Source organism: Streptomyces sp. NPDC003027, from assembly GCF_053591435.1.
This window is the reverse complement of sequence record NZ_JBSFTU010000028.1, coordinates 21,932-41,194: the sequence shown is the minus strand read 5'-3', so window position 1 is coordinate 41,194 and position 19,263 is coordinate 21,932. Positions and strand designations below refer to the sequence as shown.

25 protein-coding genes and 3 pseudogenes are annotated in these 19,263 nt (G+C 69.6%); 12 read left to right on the top strand and 16 right to left on the bottom strand.

Translation table 11 applies throughout. From position 1 onward, the window contains the following. Positions 1 to 15: 15 nt before the first annotated feature. Positions 16 to 279, top strand: a complete 264-nt coding sequence (locus tag ACWDX6_RS20580; RefSeq protein ID WP_451486319.1) for a hypothetical protein — start codon at positions 16 to 18, stop codon at positions 277 to 279. Between the two features lie 120 nt (positions 280 to 399). Beyond that, entirely contained in the window at positions 400 to 633 is a 234-nt protein-coding gene (locus ACWDX6_RS20575; protein WP_451486318.1) for a hypothetical protein, read from the top strand. Positions 634 to 919: 286 nt separating this feature from the next. Here the strand turns inward: ACWDX6_RS20575 and tpg are convergent, their stop codons facing one another. Both tpg and ACWDX6_RS20565 read right to left on the bottom strand, forming a co-directional pair. Further along, a complete protein-coding gene (tpg, locus tag ACWDX6_RS20570) occupies positions 920 to 1,348 on the bottom strand; it encodes a telomere-protecting terminal protein Tpg (protein ID WP_451486317.1) in 429 nt (142 codons plus the stop codon). After that, positions 1,345 to 1,593: a hypothetical protein gene (locus ACWDX6_RS20565; RefSeq protein WP_451486316.1), complete on the bottom strand. Its 249-nt coding sequence runs from the start codon at positions 1,591 to 1,593 to the stop codon at positions 1,345 to 1,347. Before ACWDX6_RS20565 ends, tpg begins: the two co-directional genes overlap by 4 nt. 160 nt (positions 1,594 to 1,753) lie before the next feature. Here ACWDX6_RS20565 and ACWDX6_RS20560 point away from each other — a divergent pair, with 160 nt between their 5' ends. Further along, positions 1,754 to 1,894 (top strand): hypothetical protein, encoded by a 141-nt coding sequence (locus ACWDX6_RS20560; RefSeq protein ID WP_451486315.1) that lies wholly within the window; start codon positions 1,754 to 1,756, stop codon positions 1,892 to 1,894. Positions 1,895 to 2,057: 163 nt separating this feature from the next. On the opposite strand, the gene ACWDX6_RS20555 is transcribed toward ACWDX6_RS20560, so the two are convergent. From ACWDX6_RS20555 to ACWDX6_RS20535, 5 genes are all read right to left on the bottom strand, one after another. Beyond that, complete coding sequence (locus tag ACWDX6_RS20555; protein ID WP_451486314.1) at positions 2,058 to 2,453, bottom strand: MmcQ/YjbR family DNA-binding protein; 396 nt, start codon at positions 2,451 to 2,453, stop codon at positions 2,058 to 2,060. A 95-nt stretch (positions 2,454 to 2,548) separates the two neighbouring features. After that, entirely contained in the window at positions 2,549 to 3,469 is a 921-nt protein-coding gene (locus ACWDX6_RS20550; protein WP_451486313.1) for an SDR family oxidoreductase, read from the bottom strand. 258 nt (positions 3,470 to 3,727) lie between these two features. Next, positions 3,728 to 4,207 carry a MarR family winged helix-turn-helix transcriptional regulator gene (locus ACWDX6_RS20545; RefSeq protein WP_451486312.1) on the bottom strand — a complete coding sequence of 160 codons (480 nt, stop codon included), beginning with the start codon at positions 4,205 to 4,207 and terminating at the stop codon, positions 3,728 to 3,730. A gap of 11 nt (positions 4,208 to 4,218) precedes the next feature. Further along, the gene (locus tag ACWDX6_RS20540) at positions 4,219 to 5,280 is read right to left on the bottom strand and encodes an alkene reductase (RefSeq protein ID WP_451486311.1); all 1,062 of its coding nucleotides are present in this window, start codon (positions 5,278 to 5,280) and stop codon (positions 4,219 to 4,221) included. A gap of 79 nt (positions 5,281 to 5,359) precedes the next feature. Beyond that, positions 5,360 to 6,265 carry an NADP-dependent oxidoreductase gene (locus tag ACWDX6_RS20535; RefSeq protein ID WP_451486310.1) on the bottom strand — a complete coding sequence of 302 codons (906 nt, stop codon included), beginning with the start codon at positions 6,263 to 6,265 and terminating at the stop codon, positions 5,360 to 5,362. Between the two features lie 172 nt (positions 6,266 to 6,437). Between ACWDX6_RS20535 and ACWDX6_RS20530 the strand changes: the two genes are divergently transcribed. From ACWDX6_RS20530 to ACWDX6_RS20520, 3 genes are read left to right on the top strand one after another with little or no spacing between them, the layout of a single operon-like run. Beyond that, positions 6,438 to 7,157: a hypothetical protein gene (locus ACWDX6_RS20530; protein WP_451486309.1), complete on the top strand. Its 720-nt coding sequence runs from the start codon at positions 6,438 to 6,440 to the stop codon at positions 7,155 to 7,157. Between the two features lie 7 nt (positions 7,158 to 7,164). Further along, on the top strand, positions 7,165 to 7,326 hold the full coding sequence (locus ACWDX6_RS20525) for a hypothetical protein (protein ID WP_451486308.1): 162 nt from the start codon (positions 7,165 to 7,167) through the stop codon (positions 7,324 to 7,326). A gap of 49 nt (positions 7,327 to 7,375) precedes the next feature. Beyond that, entirely contained in the window at positions 7,376 to 7,762 is a 387-nt protein-coding gene (locus ACWDX6_RS20520) for an AlbA family DNA-binding domain-containing protein (RefSeq protein ID WP_451486307.1), read from the top strand. Between the two features lie 313 nt (positions 7,763 to 8,075). Here the strand turns inward: ACWDX6_RS20520 and ACWDX6_RS20515 are convergent. Next, positions 8,076 to 8,314, bottom strand: a pseudogene (locus ACWDX6_RS20515) (IS982 family transposase); the annotation flags it as partial. Between the two features lie 167 nt (positions 8,315 to 8,481). Here ACWDX6_RS20515 and ACWDX6_RS20510 point away from each other — a divergent pair. Together ACWDX6_RS20510 and ACWDX6_RS20505 are read left to right on the top strand one after the other, a co-directional pair. After that, positions 8,482 to 9,054 carry a GNAT family N-acetyltransferase gene (locus ACWDX6_RS20510; RefSeq protein WP_451486357.1) on the top strand — a complete coding sequence of 191 codons (573 nt, stop codon included), beginning with the start codon at positions 8,482 to 8,484 and terminating at the stop codon, positions 9,052 to 9,054. Beyond that, positions 9,018 to 9,533 (top strand): hypothetical protein, encoded by a 516-nt coding sequence (locus ACWDX6_RS20505; RefSeq protein WP_451486306.1) that lies wholly within the window; start codon positions 9,018 to 9,020, stop codon positions 9,531 to 9,533. The genes ACWDX6_RS20510 and ACWDX6_RS20505 overlap by 37 nt, the downstream gene beginning before the upstream one ends. On the opposite strand, the pseudogene ACWDX6_RS20500 reads toward ACWDX6_RS20505, so the two are convergent. The 3 genes and pseudogenes from ACWDX6_RS20500 to ACWDX6_RS20490 all read right to left on the bottom strand — a co-directional run bounded on the left by ACWDX6_RS20500 (position 9,449) and on the right by ACWDX6_RS20490 (position 12,271). Beyond that, positions 9,449 to 10,298, bottom strand: a pseudogene (locus ACWDX6_RS20500) (IS5 family transposase). The gene ACWDX6_RS20505 and the pseudogene ACWDX6_RS20500 sit on opposite strands and share 85 nt — an antisense overlap. A 266-nt stretch (positions 10,299 to 10,564) precedes the next feature. Continuing rightward, the gene (locus tag ACWDX6_RS20495) at positions 10,565 to 11,407 is read right to left on the bottom strand and encodes an SDR family oxidoreductase (protein ID WP_451486305.1); all 843 of its coding nucleotides are present in this window, start codon (positions 11,405 to 11,407) and stop codon (positions 10,565 to 10,567) included. 99 nt (positions 11,408 to 11,506) lie between these two features. Further along, positions 11,507 to 12,271 carry an SDR family NAD(P)-dependent oxidoreductase gene (locus tag ACWDX6_RS20490; protein ID WP_451486304.1) on the bottom strand — a complete coding sequence of 255 codons (765 nt, stop codon included), beginning with the start codon at positions 12,269 to 12,271 and terminating at the stop codon, positions 11,507 to 11,509. Positions 12,272 to 12,510: 239 nt separating this feature from the next. Here ACWDX6_RS20490 and ACWDX6_RS20485 point away from each other — a divergent pair, with 239 nt between their 5' ends. Then, complete coding sequence (locus ACWDX6_RS20485; protein WP_451486303.1) at positions 12,511 to 13,398, top strand: helix-turn-helix transcriptional regulator; 888 nt, start codon at positions 12,511 to 12,513, stop codon at positions 13,396 to 13,398. A gap of 410 nt (positions 13,399 to 13,808) precedes the next feature. Here the strand turns inward: ACWDX6_RS20485 and ACWDX6_RS20480 are convergent, their stop codons facing one another. From ACWDX6_RS20480 to ACWDX6_RS20470, 3 genes are all read right to left on the bottom strand, one after another. Further along, complete coding sequence (locus ACWDX6_RS20480; RefSeq protein WP_451486302.1) at positions 13,809 to 14,105, bottom strand: methyltransferase family protein; 297 nt, start codon at positions 14,103 to 14,105, stop codon at positions 13,809 to 13,811. Further along, positions 14,051 to 14,419, bottom strand: a complete 369-nt coding sequence (locus tag ACWDX6_RS20475; protein ID WP_451486360.1) for a hypothetical protein — start codon at positions 14,417 to 14,419, stop codon at positions 14,051 to 14,053. The genes ACWDX6_RS20480 and ACWDX6_RS20475 overlap by 55 nt, the downstream gene beginning before the upstream one ends. A gap of 855 nt (positions 14,420 to 15,274) precedes the next feature. Further along, the gene (locus tag ACWDX6_RS20470; RefSeq protein ID WP_451486301.1) at positions 15,275 to 15,994 is read right to left on the bottom strand and encodes an NADPH-dependent F420 reductase; all 720 of its coding nucleotides are present in this window, start codon (positions 15,992 to 15,994) and stop codon (positions 15,275 to 15,277) included. Between the two features lie 91 nt (positions 15,995 to 16,085). Between ACWDX6_RS20470 and ACWDX6_RS20465 the strand changes: the two are divergent. Then, positions 16,086 to 16,517: pseudogene (locus tag ACWDX6_RS20465) on the top strand (helix-turn-helix transcriptional regulator); the annotation flags it as partial. Between the two features lie 104 nt (positions 16,518 to 16,621). Here ACWDX6_RS20465 and ACWDX6_RS20460 read toward each other — a convergent pair. Continuing rightward, positions 16,622 to 16,948, bottom strand: coding sequence for a YdhR family protein (locus ACWDX6_RS20460; protein ID WP_356888778.1), 327 nt, complete (start codon positions 16,946 to 16,948; stop codon positions 16,622 to 16,624). A 203-nt stretch (positions 16,949 to 17,151) separates the two neighbouring features. Here ACWDX6_RS20460 and ACWDX6_RS20455 point away from each other — a divergent pair, with 203 nt between their 5' ends. Together ACWDX6_RS20455 and ACWDX6_RS20450 are read left to right on the top strand one after the other, a co-directional pair. After that, the gene (locus ACWDX6_RS20455) at positions 17,152 to 18,390 is read left to right on the top strand and encodes an IS701 family transposase (protein WP_451486356.1); all 1,239 of its coding nucleotides are present in this window, start codon (positions 17,152 to 17,154) and stop codon (positions 18,388 to 18,390) included. A 33-nt stretch (positions 18,391 to 18,423) separates the two neighbouring features. Next, positions 18,424 to 18,945: a helix-turn-helix transcriptional regulator gene (locus tag ACWDX6_RS20450; RefSeq protein WP_451486355.1), complete on the top strand. Its 522-nt coding sequence runs from the start codon at positions 18,424 to 18,426 to the stop codon at positions 18,943 to 18,945. A gap of 48 nt (positions 18,946 to 18,993) precedes the next feature. Here the strand turns inward: ACWDX6_RS20450 and ACWDX6_RS20445 are convergent, their stop codons facing one another. Next, positions 18,994 to 19,200, bottom strand: a complete 207-nt coding sequence (locus ACWDX6_RS20445; protein ID WP_451486359.1) for a hypothetical protein — start codon at positions 19,198 to 19,200, stop codon at positions 18,994 to 18,996. Positions 19,201 to 19,263 lie beyond the last annotated feature (63 nt).

Below are 19,263 nucleotides of genomic sequence, written 5' to 3'. Positions count from 1 at the left end.
CTCGGAGAGCCGCACGTGCTGCCTTTCGTCCTGTTCGCCGCCCTCTTTCTTATCGCCCTGCGATACACGATCAAGGCCGCCCGGCTGCCCGACATCCCGCCCTGGCGCAGGTTCCTGCCCCTGGCCCTCCTCCTGACCGCGACAGCAGCCAGCCTGCTGAGGGCCATCGACATACCTCAACCGGCCAACCTGATCGCCTTTCCGCTCAACATCGCCGCCATCGCCCTGGCCGGGCGTGAACTCGCTGCCCACCGTGCTCGCACAGCCGCAGCGGGCTGAGAGCTGTCGGCAGGGGCGCCTGCGTCCCTGAGATCAGCTGCATGATCCGTACGGCGCGGTCGCCTTCTGCGCGGGGAAGTGCCCGGATATTGGACTGTGAGGCCAGGGCTCCCGGAGCCATTGGATCTCCAGCTGCCGTGCGGCGATTCGGGAAAGCGCTCGCTGCTTGAACTCGCTGAGCTCGGTGAGTTGCTCCTGCCGCTCGTCGAGCCGGTCCTTCGATCCGGCTACCTGATTCTTGAGGCGTTCGACCTGGGCGGCTCGTGGGTAGGGCGTGGCGCCGGCATCACGCAGTGTGGCCAGCCGGCGCTCGAACTCTTCGGCCAGGTGCTGGTACGGGCCCGGCCGCGGTGAGCCTCCCGGTTCTTCTTCGGGTAGAAGCCGGTCCGTGTGACGCCAGACTCGCGCGCCAGGGTCTTCAGGTCGCACTTGCCGCCTGGTGGGAGTTCGCCCCGCATCAGCCGGTCCATGGCCGCGCGGATGGCGTTCTCGTTGCGTGCGCGGTAGCTGTCGCTGATGCGGCCCATCAGATCTGGTCCTTCCGGTCGCGAGTGCGGTGGATTGGTCGATCTCGGCGAGAACCCGCTCGGCTCGCGTCACGCTTGCTTCCACCCGGCGCGCTCGGTCTTCTGGCGACGGCTCAGGCTGCCGATGAAGACCTTGGCGTTCTGCCGAGCTTCCTCCCACACCGGGCGATGACACGGGTGGTGTGTGGCCTGGGGGCAGCGGGCGGAGTCGCACATGCCGGCGAGCGGACGGTCGGCATCCCGGGTGTCGGCCAGCCGCAACCGCCACCGGCTTGACGGAAATAGGCGTCCGCGATGGCCTCTGCGACCGCCTTATGGAGGTCAGTGTCCGTCGCACCCTCCTCCTGTGTCGCCAGGATGAGGGCCGCGTGCGAGGGCCACACGGTGATGCTGAGGTCCCGTACCCGGCTGTGGTCCGAGGACCCGTTCGCGGTGAAGCCGAGGGTGGCCCGGAACTTGACGATGAGCCCGCCCGAGGTGGTCGCACGCTGCCTCGCCTGCGCCCTGACCTGCGGCTGCCACTCTGACTCAGTCTCCTTCACCAGGGCCTCCTGGAGGCTTTGGTGGAGGCACCCGAGAGGTAGCGCTGCACCGCCTTGCGGGAGACGCCCAGGCGCTCGGCCAGGCACTTGGTGGAGCCCCTCTCCCGCTTACGAAGGCATTCCATCTGGGCTCGCGCGGATTTCGGCGCGGGCCGGGTGAACAGGGCGCGCTCCGCACGGGCGAGGCCCTCCATGAGCTTGGAGCGCGTCCGGGCTGCCTGCTGTGCCTTCTCCTCTTCAGTCATACGAGCACTCCACCGGAGTGGACCTGTGGATGGAGGCCGCGTCCGTGCAGGTCAGCCGGACGTTGTCGGTGCCGAGTGCGACTCTGTACCGAGCGCAGGTCGATGCCGACGGGCGCCGCCGAGAGCTGGAGGAGTTGCCGACGAAGAGCTACAGGCTGACGTGGCGCGGACCGGGCGCGAGGAGTGCCAGGTCACGGCCGCCTCGTACGGCCTGACGAGCGCCGAGACCTACAAGAGGCTGAAGGAGCAGCAGGACGGGGTGACGGACGTGCAGATCGTCGAAGTACGGCCGGGCGAGTAGTGAGGGAGCCTGCTGTGCGCCGGTTCGAGGTGACCGTTCGCTTCAGCCCGGGCGGTCCGGCCGTCACCGGCGAGTGGATCAGCGCGAGACGGCGGACAGGAAGTCGTCGGGGAGGGCGAGGGCCGCCTTGCGGGCGTGTCCTGGAGGCGGTCACCGGCCGTGCTCACCGGGCCGCTCGCCTGCTCGTGCCGTAGGTGTGCGGGTCGATGGGCTGTTCGACCTTGGGCAGGTGGGAGACGACGAGCAGGTAGGAGTCGGTGACGAGTTCCCTGACGAACTTCTCGTCGACGCCTGTCCCGCCCTCCAGCGTGATCCAGTGTCTCTTGTTCATGTGATAGCCGGGGGTGATATGGCTGTTGTGTTCCCGGAGAGCGTGGGCCTCGTCGGGGTCCGCCTTGAGGATCACGACGGGGCGCCCGGGGACCTCGGTCATCAGCATGAACACCTTGCCTCGTACCTTGAAGACCTCCCAGTCCGGGCCGAAGGGATGCTCCAGCTGGGCTCCGGGAAGTTCCTCCGCGTACTCGGCGGCGAACGTCTGCAGGGTCGGTCCGTTCATGAGTGTTTCCTTCCTCGGGTCGTCGGGTCTAGGAGGGATAGGCCCGAGGCGTCCTGGTCAGGCCGCCGGGCGGCGAGGGACGGGACGCGGGCCTGTCACCGGTGCTGTGCGGTGCGCAGCTCGTCGGTGTATCGGGCGAGGGCATCCTCGGCCGTGGGGACGGGGCCGAACAACTGCTCCTGGCGGTGGGGGTCGGCGACGTAGCGTCCGGTCTCGAACCAGCGGAACATCGCGGCCATGTCCTTGATCAGGGGCATGAAGCGGCCGGCGACGGCTCCTGCGGCGCGGGCGACGGCGGACGGGACGGCCCACACCTTGATCTTCTTTCCGGCCTGGCTGCCCATCACGTCGGCCACCTCTCGCATGCTGACCGGACGGTCCCAACCGATGTCGATGCGCTCACCGGCCTCGGCCTCGGCGTCGACTGCGGCTGCCAGGTACGCCGCGAGATCGGAGGTGTGTACGAAGGTCAGCGGGACGGTGGCCTTGCCGATCCACACCATGCGGCCCCTGTCGACCGGGTCGCCCGCCATGCTCGCGACCTGGTCGAGGAACGCTCCCGGGCGCAGGGCGACGAACGGGACGCCGAGCTGTTCGAGCTTGTCCTCGGCGAGCTTCTTGTGCCAGAAGTGCGGGACTTCGGGCGTCCGGTCGCTGGTGAGGATGCTGGTCAGGACGAACCGCCGGATGCCGGTGCGGTGGGCGGCCTCGGCGAGGTTTACGTTGCCGATGGTGTCGATGTCGTTGGCGTTCTTGCCGCCGCGGGTGTAGCCGGCGGCGGTGGTGATGACGGCGTCGACGCCGTTCATCGCGGCCACGAGCGAGTTGACGTTGAGCATGTCGCCGCGGGCGATCTGGACGCCCCGGCTTGCGAGCCTGCTGGCGTCGCTGGCCGGCCGCACCAGGGCGCGGACGTTCTTGCCGCGCCTCAGGAGTTCGTCGACGACCTTGCTCCCCAGGGAGCCGGTCGCCCCGACGACGAGGACCGGGAGGGCGGTTGAGTCGGTGGCAGGCATGGGAGTCTCACTTTCCGTCAGGTCATCAGCGAGGGGCTTGGTGGGCGGGGCAGGCGCGGCTGCAGACATAGGCGCCCGCGTGCCGGGCGGGCCAATGGAGGCGGGCCGTGGGGGCGGATCCGCAGTGCGTCTCGCCGCCGGCACGTGCCGCGGCCGAAGGCAGCCGCGACGGGAGGGGTGATAGGGCCGACCTGGCGGTGGTCGCGCCGCATGCGGGACGGTGTGCACCCCAGGCCGCGTGGGGTGCACACCGGCGAGTCACGCGGACTCTTCTTCCGGCAGCGCGCGGCTGCTGATCGCCTCGGTGATGGCGTAGGCGGTCTCGACGAAGGACTCCGCCTGCTGCTCCGACAGATTCCGGGCGGAGGTCTCCTCCAGGGCCTGCCACAGGGCCGCGATGGGTTCGCGCATGGCCCGGCCCTTGTCGGTGAGGTGGACGACCATGACGCGCCGGTCGTGTGCGGCCGGCTCGCGCACGAGTAGGCCGGCGTCCTGCATCCGGCGCAGAGACTTGGAGACGGTTGAATGGTCCAGGCCGACGCTGTCGAGCAGTTCGGACTGGGTCTGGCCGTCCCGGTCGAGGAGTTGCATGAGCAGCAGTTCCTGTCCGGGGTGCAGGTCCATCTCGCGGAGCATGGCGGCGGCGTAGGCGCGGTGGACGCGGGCGAGTTGGAAGATCGCGTAGCTCATCGGTCCTGCGCCGGCCGTCGTGGGGATGCGGGGCTCGGGGGTGGGCATGGTTCGGGTCCTCAGTCGGTGTGGGTGGGGTAGTCGGTGTAGCCGGCCGCTTCGCCGCCGTAGAAGGTCGCCGGGTCGGGGGTGTTCAGCGGCGCGCCGGCGCGGAGCCGCTCGACCAGGTCCGGGTTGGCGAGCGCGAGGGCGCCGACGGAGACGAGGTCGGCCGTGCCGTTGTCGATGTCCTTGGCACGGGCAGGCAGGTCGGTGCCGCCCCGGTTGAGGATCAGTGTGGTCGGCCACAGCGCGCGCAGGGTGTCCAGCAGCTCCTCGTCGCCGGCGTGCATCACGTGGAGGTAGGCCAGGTCCAGGGGGCGCAGGGCGTCCAGGAGCGCCGGATACAGCTCGGCGGTGTCGGACTCGGCGATGTCGTTGTAGGGGTTTGCGGGGGAGATACGGATACCGGTGCGCTCGGCGCCGATCTCGTCGGCCACCGCGGCGGCGACCTCGACGGCGAAGCGGATGCGGCCCTCGATCGAGCCGCCGTAGCCATCGGTGCGCTGATTGGTGTTGTCTGACAGGAACTGGTGCACCAGGTAGCCGTTGGCGCCGTGGATCTCCACGCCGTCGGCGCCTGCCGCGACGGCGGCCGCTGCGGCGCGCCGGAAGTCGTCCACGGTCGCCGCGACCTCCTGCGTCGACAGAGCACGGGGGGTCGGCATCTCCTGGGGCCCCGACGCGGTGAACATCACGCCCTGCGGCCGGATCGCCGAGGGGGCGACCGGCTGGCGGCCGTGGGGGGTGTTGTGGGGGTGGGCGATGCGTCCGGTGTGCATCAGCTGGATGACGATTCGGCCGTCGGCCTCGTGCACGGCGTCGGTGACCTTGCGCCACCCGGCGATCTGCTCGTCATTGTGGATGCCGGGGGTCAGGAGGTAGCCCTGGCCGTCGGCGGAGGGCTGGGTTCCCTCGGTGATGACGAGCGCGTGCGAGGCCCGCTGGGCGTAGTACTCGGCGTTCAGCTCGGTCGGTACGCCTTCAGGTGTCGAACGGTCACGGGTCATGGGGGCCATGACCAGGCGGTGTGACAGAGACATGCCGCCAAGAGTGGTCGGCGTCCACAGGGAATCCAGCATGAGGGGTCCTTCGATAGGACGGTGGCCGGCCGGTCACCGAAAAGGCAGCGAGTGGTGTGTGAGGGGTGGGCGGGTGTGCTCAGTCGACGGTCAGGACGAGCTTGCCCCGCACGTGCCCGGCGTCGCTGACCTGCTGGGCCTTCGCGGCCTGGTCGAGCGGGTAGGCGGTGACGGTGGTGACGAGCTTGCCGGCCGCGGCGTCCTGGGCCAGGGCGGCCAAGCGGGCGGTCGAGCGTTCCTGGGACCCCTGGGAGAAGGTGATGCCCAGCTGTCGTGCACCGAAGTCGGCGATGGTGACGATGCGCTCGGCGCCGCCCCGCAGGGTGATGGAGTCCTCCAGGGCTCCCTTCCCGGCCAGGTCGAACACCGCGTCCACGCCGTCGGGGGCCAGCGCCTGAACCCGCTCGACCAGACCGTCGCCGTACACGGTCGCGGTGGCGCCGAGCGAGGTGAGGTAGTCCTGGTTGGAGGGGCCCGCGGTGGCTATCACGCGTGCTCCGCGGGCCGTGGCGAGCTGGACCGCCACAGTGCCGACCGCTCCGGACGCGCCGTGCATCAGCACGGTCTCCCCGGCGGCGACCCCCAGCAGGTTCAGGACCCGCTCGGCCGTCTCGCCGGCCACCGGCAGCGCGACCGCGTGCTGCCAGTCGAGGCCTGCGGGCTTGGGAGCCACGGTGGTGGCCAGCGCGTACTGGGCGTACGAGCCGGTGTCCGACCAGCCCAGCACCTCATCGCCGACCTGCACGTCGCTCACGCCCTCGCCCAGGGCGTCCACCACGCCGGCGAGCTCGCCACCGGGGATGGCGGGGAGGGTCGTCGGGTGGACAGCCTCCAGCATCCCGGAGCGGATCTTGCCGTCCACCGCGTTCAGCCCGGCGGCCTTCACGCGGACCCGGACCTGGCCGGGGCCGGGCTGAGGGACCTCGGTGTCCGCCTCGCGCAGCACGTTCGGGCCGCCGAACTGGTCGAAAACGATTGCTTTCATGATGACTCCATTCCCTTCGGCCACCAGAAGCGTGGCTGGCCACATAATCAACGTAACAGCAATCATGTGGCTAGCCAAGTATTCTGCGTACGCGGGGGCCGACCGCCGGCTTCAACACCCCCTTCACGGCCCTGTACGAGCGGGGCCGCCGACGAGCCTCCTCGTCTCGGAGGTGCGCGCCGCCGTCGAGTGCGGCATGTGCGAGCCCCGCGACTCGGTGGAGATGGCGTGTGCGGCGGCGGAGACCGCCGAGGCCGTGGTGACGGCCCTGTCGAGCCCGTGGGCCCTCTACACCCCGCAGGAAGCCGCGACGGTCGCCTCCGCGCTCTTCGTCCAGCTCCAGCACACTGCCGACGCACTCGGGGAGCTCGGGCGCGCGCTCGGGCGGATCGCCGAGCGCGGCGAGACGCACGTGCCCGCCCCGGCCGGGCCCGCGCAGCCAGCGGACCTCGGCGACGCGCTGGCCACGCCGCGGTCGGTGTCCGAGCAGATTCACGGCCTGGCCGCCCGGCACGCCTCCACCACCGTGCGCGCGCTCCACACTGCGCCGGGCTCGGCCCCGAGGCCGGCCGACGTCCACGGGACCGTGGTGGCCGTCGCCGTGCTGCTCGCCGAGCAGTACGGCCAGGTGGTGACGTTGAACCGGCGCCACGAGGACGGCGAGTTCGAGGACCCGACGACGGCTGCGGCTGCGGGTGCGGCTGCGGCTGCGGATGCGGCTGCGGCTGCGGCTGCGGCTGCGGCTGCGGCTGCGACTGCGACGTCACGATCCTGGCTGACGATGAGGAGTACAAGTTCCACGGTGGGGCCTCGGAGTGGTCGCTCATCCGGGAGCCGGACGGCCGGAAGCTGTCCGACGGCTCCCTCGTCTACGACGCCCACGAAACCCTGAGCACGACGTGGAAGACCGCCCACCTCAGCAGCTTGCCGACGATGTCCTGCGGATCCTCGCGGACGACGTGGTCGCCTCGCAGGACCTCGTCGGCGAGCTGCGGGTCGTCCCGCCCACCGGTGACGGAGCGCTCCGGGTTGGGGCTCGCCAGGAGGCCGGCGAAACCTGACCGTTGCGGTAATTCGGTGTGGGATACGGCTGTCGGTGGACTATGAGGGATGACTGACTCCTTGTTCGCCGCTTCGGCGGCGGATCTGACGATCGAGCGCATCCGTGCCCTCGCCGCGCGGCCGGACCAGGTCGAAAGCCTGACGCTGGAGTCCAAGCGCGCGTACTCCTTCGGGCTGGTGAAGACCATCGCGGCGATGGCCAACACCTACGGCGGCATGATCCTGGTGGGCATCAACGACAAGGCCGAGCCGGGTGTCGAGCGGGTCGTCGGCGTCGACGCCCAGGAGACGATCGACAAGATCGCCAGCACCTGCAGCGAGAAGCTGGACCCGCCCTGGGAGCCGACCTTCTTCACCGTCCCGTTCGACGATGATTCCGGGCGCAGCGTGGTCGTCATCCGGGTCGATCCCACGTCGCCCCCCGGCGCTTGCTGATCGACCTGAAGGCGCCGATCCGGCTGACCGGTCAGAACTCCACCAGCAGACCGTGACCGGCTCCTCAAGCTCGCCCGCGAGGAGCCGTCCGCGAGGGTGCTACCCATGGGCCAGAACGTCATGACCCCGCGGCTGAACCAGGACAGAGGGCAAGGCCACCGAGGACTTCATCTTCCGTACCGGCATCAACCTCCCGATGGGTGAGGCCGGCGCCTGGCGCCCGCTGTCGGAGCGGTCCGTCGCCACGCTCGCGCAGGCCCTGAACGACTCGGCCTTCCCCACGCTCCTTCTAGATGATCGCAGCCGCTTGTCGCTGCTGGGGCAGGTAAGGGAAGAGGTGGCGCAGGTGGACACGGGCATGGCGGAGCCATTTAGCCTCGGAGGTGAAGCCGAGTATGGCCTGCATCGTGGCGAGGGTGACCAGTTCGGCATCACTCAGGCGGGGCGTAATCCGGCCGGCTGGCGCCACGGCGCCAGCTCGGGTTACTCCTGCAACATGTCGTCGGTCGCCGCATAGAGTGCTGTCGCGAGGGTGTCCATGTCGTCCGTCACAAAACGATCTTGGGCACCCTCGTTATCGTCTCCGCAGGCACCCCTTGGAGCACACCGCACACGCGCGACGTGGAACTGCGAAGTCACACTGGAGTACGAAGAGGGCGTTAGGTCCGGATCGGATATTCGGTGTTCTGCCCGCCCCATGAGGACGCAACATGGTGCGCATGACTTTGGCCACTCCCCTACTGCACACCGCTCGCCTGCGACTGCGCCCCTTCACCGACACCGACGTGGATGCCCTCTTCGCACTGCACAGCAGCGCCTACGTGCTGCGCTACTGGGACTCCCCGCCGTGGAACAACCGGGCTCGAGCCGACCGCTTCATCGCGATGTCCCGGAAGATGGCGGACGAAGGCACCGGGGCGCGGGTGGCCATCGACCGTGCTTCTGACGGGGCCTTCGTCGGCTGGTGCGGTCTGACCGGATGGAACCCGGACTACCGCAGCGCGTCGTTGGGCTACTGCCTCGCCGATGCGATGTGGGGCCACGGCTACGCGACGGAGGCTGCGCACGCCGTGTTGAAGTGGGCATTCGACACACTGGACCTGAATCGAGTTCAGGCTGAGACCGATACGCGCAACGTGGCATCTGCCCGGGTTCTGGAGAAGGTCGGATTCGTGCGGGAAGGGACGTTGCGGGAAGACTGCGTCGTGAACGGCGAGGTATCCGACTCGTGGGTGTTCGGGTTGATCAGGCGGGAGTGGAGGCCGTCGACCGTGCCCATCCGAGCCCGTTGAGCGGCCGTTACATCGATTTCTGGTACAGGCCGCGTCCGGGCTGGGTGAGGACGCCGTGGCGGCCGAGGCGGGGGCGGGTGATGTTCACTGTGGCCTCGTTCGGTGGGCAGGCCGAGGAGTTCGGGGATTTCGCGGGCGCGGAACGGCTGCGTGAGATGCTCGTTGAACACGGCCAGGATGCGCTGGTGGGTGTCGGCGGTCGGCTCGGCCGGCGGTGCGTTTCCGGCGGGGGCCAGGCTCTCGACGACCTTCCGGGTGGTGGTCGGTTCGGTGAGACGACCTTCCGCCTCGGCGAGTGCCGCGGTCAGCTCCTCGAGCTGCCCGCGCAGGCCATCGGCGCGCGCCGCGGTCGGTTCGGGCTGCTCACGCAGGAGATCCAGGAGTTCGGTGACGTTCACGCGGCCCTCTCGAACTGGTCCTGCCAGGGCGGGGTGGCGGTGGTGAGCGTGCGGAGCATGGTGGCGGTGGAGGCCCAGTAGATGCGCGAGGCCGCGTTGTCGGGCCGGTGGTCGTCTTCGCGGGCCAGGCGCCGCTGCAGCATGAGGATGCCGTTGACCTGCTCCACCCACCACCGCTTCGACTGCGGCACGAACCCCTTGCCGTCGTCGGGGTTGCGGCGGACCACCGCGACGGTGATGTTCTGCACCGCCCCGTGGATGATGACGGCGTCCTTGAAGCCCTGGTCGACCAGGGCTCTTTCCAGGCGGTTGCCGCACCGCTCGGCCGCCTGACTCAGCAGAGCGATGCCGGCCTCGTTGTCATGTGCGCTGGCGGCCATCACCACCACGCCGATGATCAGCCCGCGCACATCGACGGCCAGGCCCCGCTTGCGGCCCCGGCGTCTTCTTGTTCGCGTCCAGTCCGGTCGTGGTCTTCGGCACCCCGGCCGCCGCACGGACCCACCGGGTGTCGATGATCACCAGGGACGGGCCCTCTCATCGGCGGGCCCGCTCGCGCACCTGGCAGCGCAGGATCTCCTGGACCTGCTGGTCAAGGCCATCCGCCGCCACAGGGTGAAGTAGTAGAACACCACCGCCAGGCGGGCAGATCATGGCGAAGAAACCGCCACTGGCAGCCACTCCGGTTCTGATACGGCAGCGCGTTCACCACCTCCCGCAGATCGGCCGAGCCCGGATCCCCAGTCGCCGACCGCGCCACCCGCCGCTGCTTCCACGCAGCGATCAACGGCTCGATCAGTGCCCACTGCTCGTGGATGAGTCGCTCGGATACGGCGTCCTTTCCATGCCGCGACTTCACCATGCACACGACACGATGCCGACCCGAACCCACGACGCCCACGCCAATGGTCGACACCAGACCATCGAGGAACGGACTTAACGCCCTCTCAGTGAGGTAGCGGCCCAGGCTTGTAACCAGCGGCGTCGATGGGGCCCGTCCGTGCAGGTCGGCGCTGTGTGGCGGTCGCGGCCCGAGGACCTGCCGGAGGCCGAGGAGAACCTGTTTTTGATCATTGCTCGGGGAAGTGGTCAGACGTTGGTGGGGCCGACGCTCAGGCAGCGTCGTCGTGGCCGAGGTTGCCGCCCAGTTCTCGGGAGGCTTCGACCTGGGCGAGAAGCTCCTGGGCCTTGGCCGTGACGCCCTCGATGGCGTCGGCGCCGGCGACGAAGCGCAGTGGCGGCTGGTCCTGGCCGGCGAGGGTCAGCAGGGCGTGGGCGAGCTTGGTGGGGTCGCCGGGCTGCTGTCCGTTGATGCTCTTCCAGGCTTCGATCGTGGCGGTGGTGCGCTCGGCGTAGTCGTCGATGGTCGGCTCGGGCCAGGTGGTGGAGGCGTCCACGAGCAGCTCGGTGCGGAAGTAGCCGGGCTCCACGATCGTGGTGCGGATGCCGTACGGCTCGATGTCGTGGTGCAAGGCTTCCATCCAGCCCTCGACGGCGAACTTGGAGGCGGCGTAGGCGGAGGTGAACTCCGTGCCGACCTGACCGGCGAGCGAGGAGATCGTGATGACGTGACCGTCGCGCTGCCTGCGCATGACGGGCAGGACGGCGCGGGTGACGTTCATCGGGCCGAAGAGATTGGTCTCGATCTGCTGCCGCATGTGCTCCGGGGAGATCTCCTCGAAGTAGCCGGCGAAGAAGTTCCCGGCGTTGTTGATCAGGACGTCGATGCGGCCGAATCGGTCGACGGCAGCCTGTGCTGCCGCGTGCGCGTCGTCCAGGCTGGTGACGTCCAGCTTGGTGACCAGCAGGTTGTCCTGCGGACCGCCCAGGGTCTTCTCGACCTCCTCGGGGCGGCGGCTGGTGGCGACGACCTGGTGCCCGGCCACGAGGGCCTGGCGGACGATGTCCGTGCCGAGACCGCGTCCGGCACCGGTGACGAAAATGACCTTGCTCATGAGGGATTCCTCCTCGGGTGCGCCGCACGCGGCACCCGGCGGGTTGGGGGAGTTGGCGGATTGCGTGGGCCACGCTGTGGCGGCCCGGTGGCGGAGTGCTCACGCCTGTTCGGTGGGCATGATCCACAGCTCGCCGACGGCGGCGTGACGGGGACGGGTGACCATGTAGGCGACGCCGTCGGCGATGTCCTCGGCGGCCAGGACCTCGGTCCCCTCGAAAAAGGGGTCGATCAGTTCGCCGCGGACTTCGGGCTTGTTGTGCGTGCCCAGTTCGCTCTCCACGGCGCCCGGCTCGAGGACACCGACCCGCACGTGGCGCTGGGTGACTTCCTGGCGCAGGGACTCGGTGAAGGCGTGCACCCCGAACTTGGTGGCGTTGTAGACGCCGAAGCCCTTGCTCGCCACGCGGCCGGCGTACGAGCCGATGTTGACGATGTCGGCGGCCTGGCGCGGCCCCTGTTCGGCGGCCTTCAGCAGGTGCGGCAGGGCGGCGCGGGTGGTGTAGAGCAGGCCCTGGACGTTGATGGCGATCATGCGGTCCCACTCCTCGGCGTCCGCGCCGACGACGGGCCCCAGGAGCATCAGGCCGGCATTGTTGACCAGGATGTCCAGCCGCCCGAACCGGTCGACCACCTGCTGTACGGCGTCCTCGGCCTGGATACGGTCGGTGATGTCGGCCGCCACCACCGCGGCGGCGCCACCGGCCTGTTCGATCTCGGCGGAAAGGGCTTCCAGGCGGTCCTTGCGGCGGGCCACGAGCGCCACTGAGGCTCCGTGCTCGGCGAGCCGGCGGGCGGTGGCGGCGCCGATGCCGCTGCTCGCGCCGGTGACGAGTGCGACGGTGCCGGTCAGTTTCGAACCCATGGGGGGTGTCCTCTTCTTCAGACGTACGGCGTGAGGGCAGACGGCAGCGGCAGTGAAGATCTCCTACGGCCGTTACGGCGCGTACTGTTCGAATGATCAGTGCCGTGCACCGGGCCCGCTATCCAGGCAACCACCCGCGAACGCCCCGTGGGCCGCCGTAGAGGGCACCTCTCTTCCAGGGGTCTGCCAGTACCCCCTTCAGCACGCTGACCTGCCCGGTACCGCCGTACGGTGGACCCATGGACCGCAGCAGCGAGATCCGCGAGTTCCTGCGCACCCGCCGGGCCCGGATCACCCCCGACCAGGCCGGCCTCGCCCCGCACGGCGGTGCCCGCCGCGTGCCGGGGCTGCGCCGCGAGGAAGTCGCCCAGCTCGCCGGCGTCAGCGTCGACTACTACATCCGTCTGGAGCGGGGCCGCACCCAGGGCGTCTCCGAAACCGTCCTGGAGGCAGTCGCCCGCGCCCTGCACCTGGACGACACCGAACGTGCGCACCTCTTCGACCTCGCCCAGCCCACCGCCACCCGGGCCCGCCGCAAGCGCCCCCTCGCCCCGCAGCGGGTCCACCCGGTCCTGTACCGGACCTTGGACTCGCTCGGCGTCCCCGCGGTGGTCCAGGGACGACGCACAGACGTCCTGGCCGCCAACCGGCTGGCCCACGCCCTCTATACCGACTTCGAAGCCCGGCCTCGCCGGGAGCGCAACTTCGCCCGCTACGTCTTCCTCGACGAGGCCGCCCGCACGCTGTACGCCGACTGGGACCGGGTCGCCGGCGACTGCCTGGCCATGCTGCGCCTATACGCCGGACGCCACCCCGACGACCCGCAGCTCACCGAGCTGATCGGGGAGCTGTCCCTGCACAGCGACGCCTTCCGCCGCATGTGGGCCGACCATGACGTCCAAGCGCACACCAGCGGCACCAAGCGCCTCCACCACCCGCTCGTCGGCGACCTCACCCTCGACTACCTGGTCCTGGCCGTCGAAGGCGACCCCGAACAGACCCTCACCGTCTACACCCCCGAACCTGCCTCCCCCTCCGCCGAAGCGCTGGGCCTCCTGGCCAGCTGGACAGGGACTTCGGCCACCGGGCCGCAGGCGCCCGAGGAGACGATCGACTCAGCCGGCTGACCACGGGCGGCGAGGTGGTGGGTCCAGCCGTCGTTGGCGTATGTGGCCCATGTCTCCGCAGTGGAGGGGTAAAGGCCCAACAGGTCGGCGAGGACGATGGGCGGCAGCATGGTCACGGCCTCGATCATGGCGATGTTCCTGGCGCTGAGGACCGGCAGGCCGTGCTGTCTCTGCGCCCGTTGCGCAACCCGGACGCGGTCGAGCGGACGACGATGACGTCGGCCGCGAAGACTGAACGCGTCGCGGCATCCCTATGCTTGACTTTCGACCAGCACTCATCAGCCAGCGCCCACACCGCCCGGGACACCGTCGGCCAAGGTCCTCCGGGGCCCGCCGCGCAGAAGACTTTTCGTCCGACCGGCCGGAACCAGCAGGTAACCGGGGTTCGGGCGGCTGCGGTCGGACGAGTCTCACCCGCACCTTTCCACTGGGCCGGTCCGCCACACGCCCAGGGGAAGGAGCCGGGGTACACGCGTGCAATAAGTGTCGTACTCCTGGCCGAACACTTCGTGCAGCAGCTGTTCCTCAGCGCGGATCTTGACCCTCAGAGTGACCGTCGCCAGGGCGAACAGGGCCAGCGCCCAGCTTTGCTGGGAGATCACCGCGGTGCACAGGATCATTGCGAGCACTCCGGTGTAGATCGGGTGCCGTGTCACGACGTAGGGCCCCTCGGTGCGCAGGACATGGCCGCTGCGTGTGGCGGGCATGGAGTCCACATCGTGCCCAAGGTGATCCGCGACCAGACGGCGAACGCGGTGCAGAGCGGAAGCGCGCCGGCCGCTGCCGTGGCGAGCCACTCGTGCCCGGCCGGCAGCGCGGGCCACCGCTCGAACGGGTAGAGGGTGTTGAGGGCCACCCACGTGAGCGCGATCACGACGAAGGGCAGCTTCCCGAGGGCCGGCCGTGAACGGGTCTGCTTGCGTGGTGCCCGCCGGGCGGCGTGCAACGCGCCGGCGATCCAGAACAGTGTCAACAGGCCCCAGCACGTCGCCGCGATCGACCAACGCCACGCTTCCGTCATGTCCGCTCCTTAATCGTACGAGGTGGTGACCGCGGAACTCAGGGACCGGAGGAGCATGGGCCCGCCGGGGGTCCTGGGCCGGAGGGGATCGCGTCCACAGATGCCTGGGCCAGCCCGGCCGGGGACAGGGCCGAGGCGACTTCGCCTACGCAGTGCGGCCGGACCTCGGGCACCTGGGCCTTCCGGCCGGCTCCCGCACCGGTTGTCCGGCCGTCAGCGGCATCTCGCCCCTGACGGCCCACCACGTCAGCGATGACAGAGTGCCGACACACCGAACTCCGCCGGATCGCTATGCGCAGCCGTGCCATGGACAACCTGCTGCCCGCCGCGTGTCCGCTTCCGCTCCAGACTCTCGCGGATGGCGGAACAGGTGCGCTCCCCCGCGCTAGAGGAGGCCGAGTGAGGCGATGACGAGGCCGAAGGCGCTCGCCACGCCGAGGCCCAGGGGAACGGTGACAGAAAGCAGCATTTTCGAACTCCTTCGAGAAGACGGATGCGTACACCGGAAACTACCCTATGTGACGACCCCAACGCCGTGCGTAGTTGAAGTCACCGTCGTGTTGGACCGTGGGATGATCTTGAGCCCTGATGGCCCGCCCGGCATAGTGCTGCCGCTTCCCGGACAACGCGACGGGCTCTGTCCGTTGGTGTCAGGTACCCGTCACTGGACGGCCGCAGCGGCCAGCTCGCGGCCGTCGCGGGCCCACATCGCATGGCACAGGATGTCCTTCGGGTGGCCGGCCCCTCTTGGGCAGGGGCGGTACGGGCCGCGGGGCTGGGGGCGGTGACCCGGCGGGGGGAGCCGAGTCAGCGCTCGGATATCGGGACGAGCGGAGGCTGCCGACGGGGCCCGGGTCAGCGCACGACCTTGATGCCGAAGTGGCCGCCGAACTGCTGGCCGAGGCCGAAGCCGATGGCGGAGTGCATGTGGGCGTACATCTCCATGCCGCGTGCGCACACCAGCGGGCCGAGGTCGAGGACGTCGGTCCAGCCGTATGCGTTCAGCAGGTCGGTGACCTGCCGCTTGGCGTTCGCATCCTCGCCGGCGACGAACATCGTGTGATCGCCGCCGCCGACCGCCTTCGGATCGACGACGGTGGTCTGCTCCTGGGTGACGAAGCTTTTGACGACCTTCGCGGCGGGCAGGGCACGCTGGATCTGCTCGCCGAGGCTGTCGGTGTCGCACGGCTCCAGCTTCGGCATGACGCCCCACGGCGTGGGCCAGGGGTGCTCGGTCTCGTGCTGGTAGACGTAGGGGACGGCGTAGTCGACCAGGGTCTTGCCGGCGAGCCGGTCGGCGACGGGGGTCAGCGCGGCGACGGCGTTGTGCCCGTCGATGCCGTTGATGACCAGACTGTCGGCGGCCGCCGCGGCGTCGCCGAAGGACTTGAGGATGATGCCGGGGTGCTCGACCAGCCACTGCCCGTACGGGATGTTGCCCATCATGTCCGGCTCGGTACGGGCCAGGGTGGCCTCGGGGTCGCGGGTGCCGACGTACACCTCGTGGCCGAGGTCGACGAGCTTGGCCACGTGGGCGCGGGCGCCGCCGCCGGTGCCGAGAACTGCGATCTTCATGGGGGCCTTCCGGTCGTGCTGAGGTCGGACAAATCGACCGTAGAAGGCTTTCAGGACACCTTCTGTCCTCTGAACCGGCGAGAGTGGACGCATGACCAGTGACATGACCGCCCGGATGCTGCGCCTGCTGTCCCTGCTGCAGACCCGCCGGGACTGGTCCGGGTCCGACCTGGCCGACCGCCTGGAGGTGACCGTGCGCACCGTGCGCCGCGACATCGACCGGCTCCGTGACCTGGGCTACCCCGTCGACAGCGCCCGCGGCCACGCCGGCGGCTACCGGCTCGCCGCCGGCGCCGATCTGCCCCCGCTCCTCCTCGACGACGAGGAGGCCGTCGCGATCGCTGTCGCGCTGCGTACCGCGGCCGGCGGCCTGAGCGGCATCGAGGAGACCGCCCTGCGCGCCCTGGCCAAACTCGAACAGGTCCTCCCGCGACGGCTGCGGACGCGAGTGAGCGCGCTGCAGGCATCGGTCGCCGGGATCACGTGGGAGGACCGGGGGCCGCGGGCCGATCCCGCCCTGCTAGTACTCCAGCTGTAGATCGTGATCTTCACGGTTGTTGGGCTGCTTGGCGCTGGTAGTGGCTGGCACGGGCCCGGTCTGGTGCCGTCGCGCCAGTCGTCGGCGGGTCACGCCGTCGGGTGGCCGGACTCGGCGAAGGGCCCCCGGTCGGGCCGCAGCGAATAGAGCATTTCGTATACCTCGCGGCGGACCTCGACCGCTTCGTACGCGGCGGGGATAGTGCGGGCGAGCTCGGTCTCTCGGAACGCGTCGAGCGCCTCCTGGCTCTCGAAGAAGTAGATGCCGCACACGTCGCCGGTTGCGCTATCGCGGCCGTAGACCTTCTGCAGAAGACCGGGTACGTCACGGAAGCGGGGCCGCCGCTCGAGCAGGCGCCGCTCGAACTCCTGCGCGTCGAGTCCGGATGTGATCCGGACGAAGAGGATGGCGGGCATGGAGTCACCTCCGTCCCTGAGATGCCCCTGAGTCGAGTCTAGCCAGTAGTCAAGCTGGAGATCGTGATCTCGCTGGTCAGGGCCGGTGCGGACTCAGGTGCGGCCACCGTTGATCATCGTGAGTTGTGTGGACTGACGAAGAGACGGTGGCCGCAGGTCACAGCATAGATCCCGCCCGTTGGCGGGACGCATTCGAGGCCCTGATGGGCCGGATTGCGGGCCGCTTTGCCCGGGTCGAGCCCCGACGCCGGGCAGCGCGGTTGGTACTCGGTCTGCTGGCGGACCTGCCGCGCAAGAACTGCTGGACGATCGCCGAGTGGTCTGGGGAAGCCACGCCGCACGGGATGCAGCACTTGCTGGGCCGGGCTTCCTGGGACGCGGACGCTGTCCGTGACGATGTCCGCGGCTACGTGGTCGAGCACCTGCACGACGACGCGGCGGTGCTGGTCGTCGACGAGACCGGCGACGTGAAGAAGGGCACGCACACCGTCGGAGTCCAGCGGCAGTACACCGGCACCGCGGGCCGGATCGAGAACTCCCAGGTCGCCGTCTACCTCGTCTACGCCGGCAGCCGCGGGCACGCCGCGGTGGACCGCGAGCTGTACATTCCGCGCTCGTGGACCACTGACGCCGACCGCTGCCAGGCCGCAGGCATCCCCGAAGACCGCAACTTCGCGACCAAACCGGAACTGGCCACCATGATGATCGAACGGTTCCTGGACGCCGGGCACCACGCCTCCTGGGCTGCCGGGGACGAGGTCTACGGCAGCAACCCGAAACTGCGGGCCGCACTGGAAAAGCACGGCCTGAGCTACGTCCTTGCCGTCGCCTGCTCGGCCGAAGTCACCACCCCGGCGGGCAAGTTCCGGGCCGATACCCTGGCCGGCAAGCTGCCCAAGCGGGCCTGGCAGAAGCTGTCCGCCGGAGCGGGGGCGAAGGGCTACCGCCTCTACGACTGGGCCGTCATCGACACCGCCGACCCTGGTCCCGGACACCGTCAGCTGCTGATCCGCCGCAACCGCACCACCGGCAAACTCGCCTACTACCGCTGCTATTCGCCACAGACCGTGCCGCTGACCACCCTGGTCAGGGTCGCCGGATCAAGGTGGCGGGTTGAGGAGACCTTCCAGTCCGAGAAGGGCCTGGCCGGACTCGATGAACACCAGGTCCGCCGATTCATGTCCTGGACCCGCTGGGCCACCCTGGCGATGCTCGCCCACGCCTTCCTCGCCGTCGTCCGTGCCGACGAACACGCCCGCCATCCCGGCCCCACCGATCTGATCCCGCTGACCTGCAACGAAATCCAGCGACTGTTCATCACCCTCGTCGTCCAACCCGTCCACCACACGGCCCACCCGCTTGGCTGGTCCGACTGGCGACGCCGCCACCAGGCCCGAGCCCAATTCGGCCACTACCGACGACAAGCCGCAACCCAGACATGAAGATCACGATCTACAGCTGGAGTACTAGGCGCCCTGGCCGTCGCCTGTCGCGACCACGAGATCCTGACCTTCGTCTACACGACCCGTGGCGGTACGGCCGCACCGCGGCGCGTGGAACCGCAGCACCTGGTCGCCTCCGGCGCGCTCTGGTACCTCCTCGCACACGACACGGACAAGGACGATTGGCGCGTCTTCCGCCTCGACCGCATCACGGGCCTCACCCTCACCGGCCGCCGCGTGCCCGCCAGGCCCGTGCCCGGAGACGACCCCGCCGCCTTCGTCGCGGCCCGACTCTCCGCCGCCCCCACCCGCCACCGCGCCCTCGCCACCGTGCGCGCCTCAGCCGACCTGGTTCGCGCCCGTACCCGGAACCTGGGCACACGGATCCGCCCGGTCGACGAGAGCACCTGTCTCGTCGATGCCTCCGACGACTCCCTGACCCGTATCGCCCAGACCCTGGCGGGCCTGCCCGCCGACTACACCCTCGACGCCGACCCCGACGTCCTCACCCACCTCCGCAACAGCGCCCACCGCACCCTTGACGCCACCAGTTGACCGTCCTGGCGCCTCTCGTCCACATCCCCGCACCCGCCGCAATCACGGTCAGTCCTGACGGGCATCGTCGTCCTCGTCGAGGTCGGCCCCTTCCGGATCGCGCAGTGGCAGCAGGCCGCCGACAGGGACTGAGGTGGTGAAGCTGTAGCGGCCGAGGTTCAGGTTGCGGTGCTTGAGCGGGGACAGACGACATTCGACGACGAGAAGGGATCCGGCATCATCCAGCAGGATCCGCCTTGCAGTCGAACACTTCACCTCCAGGGGTGGGCGGCCGGGACGGCTGCGGTAAGGCGGTCCCGGCGCTCGTGGAGGGCGCAC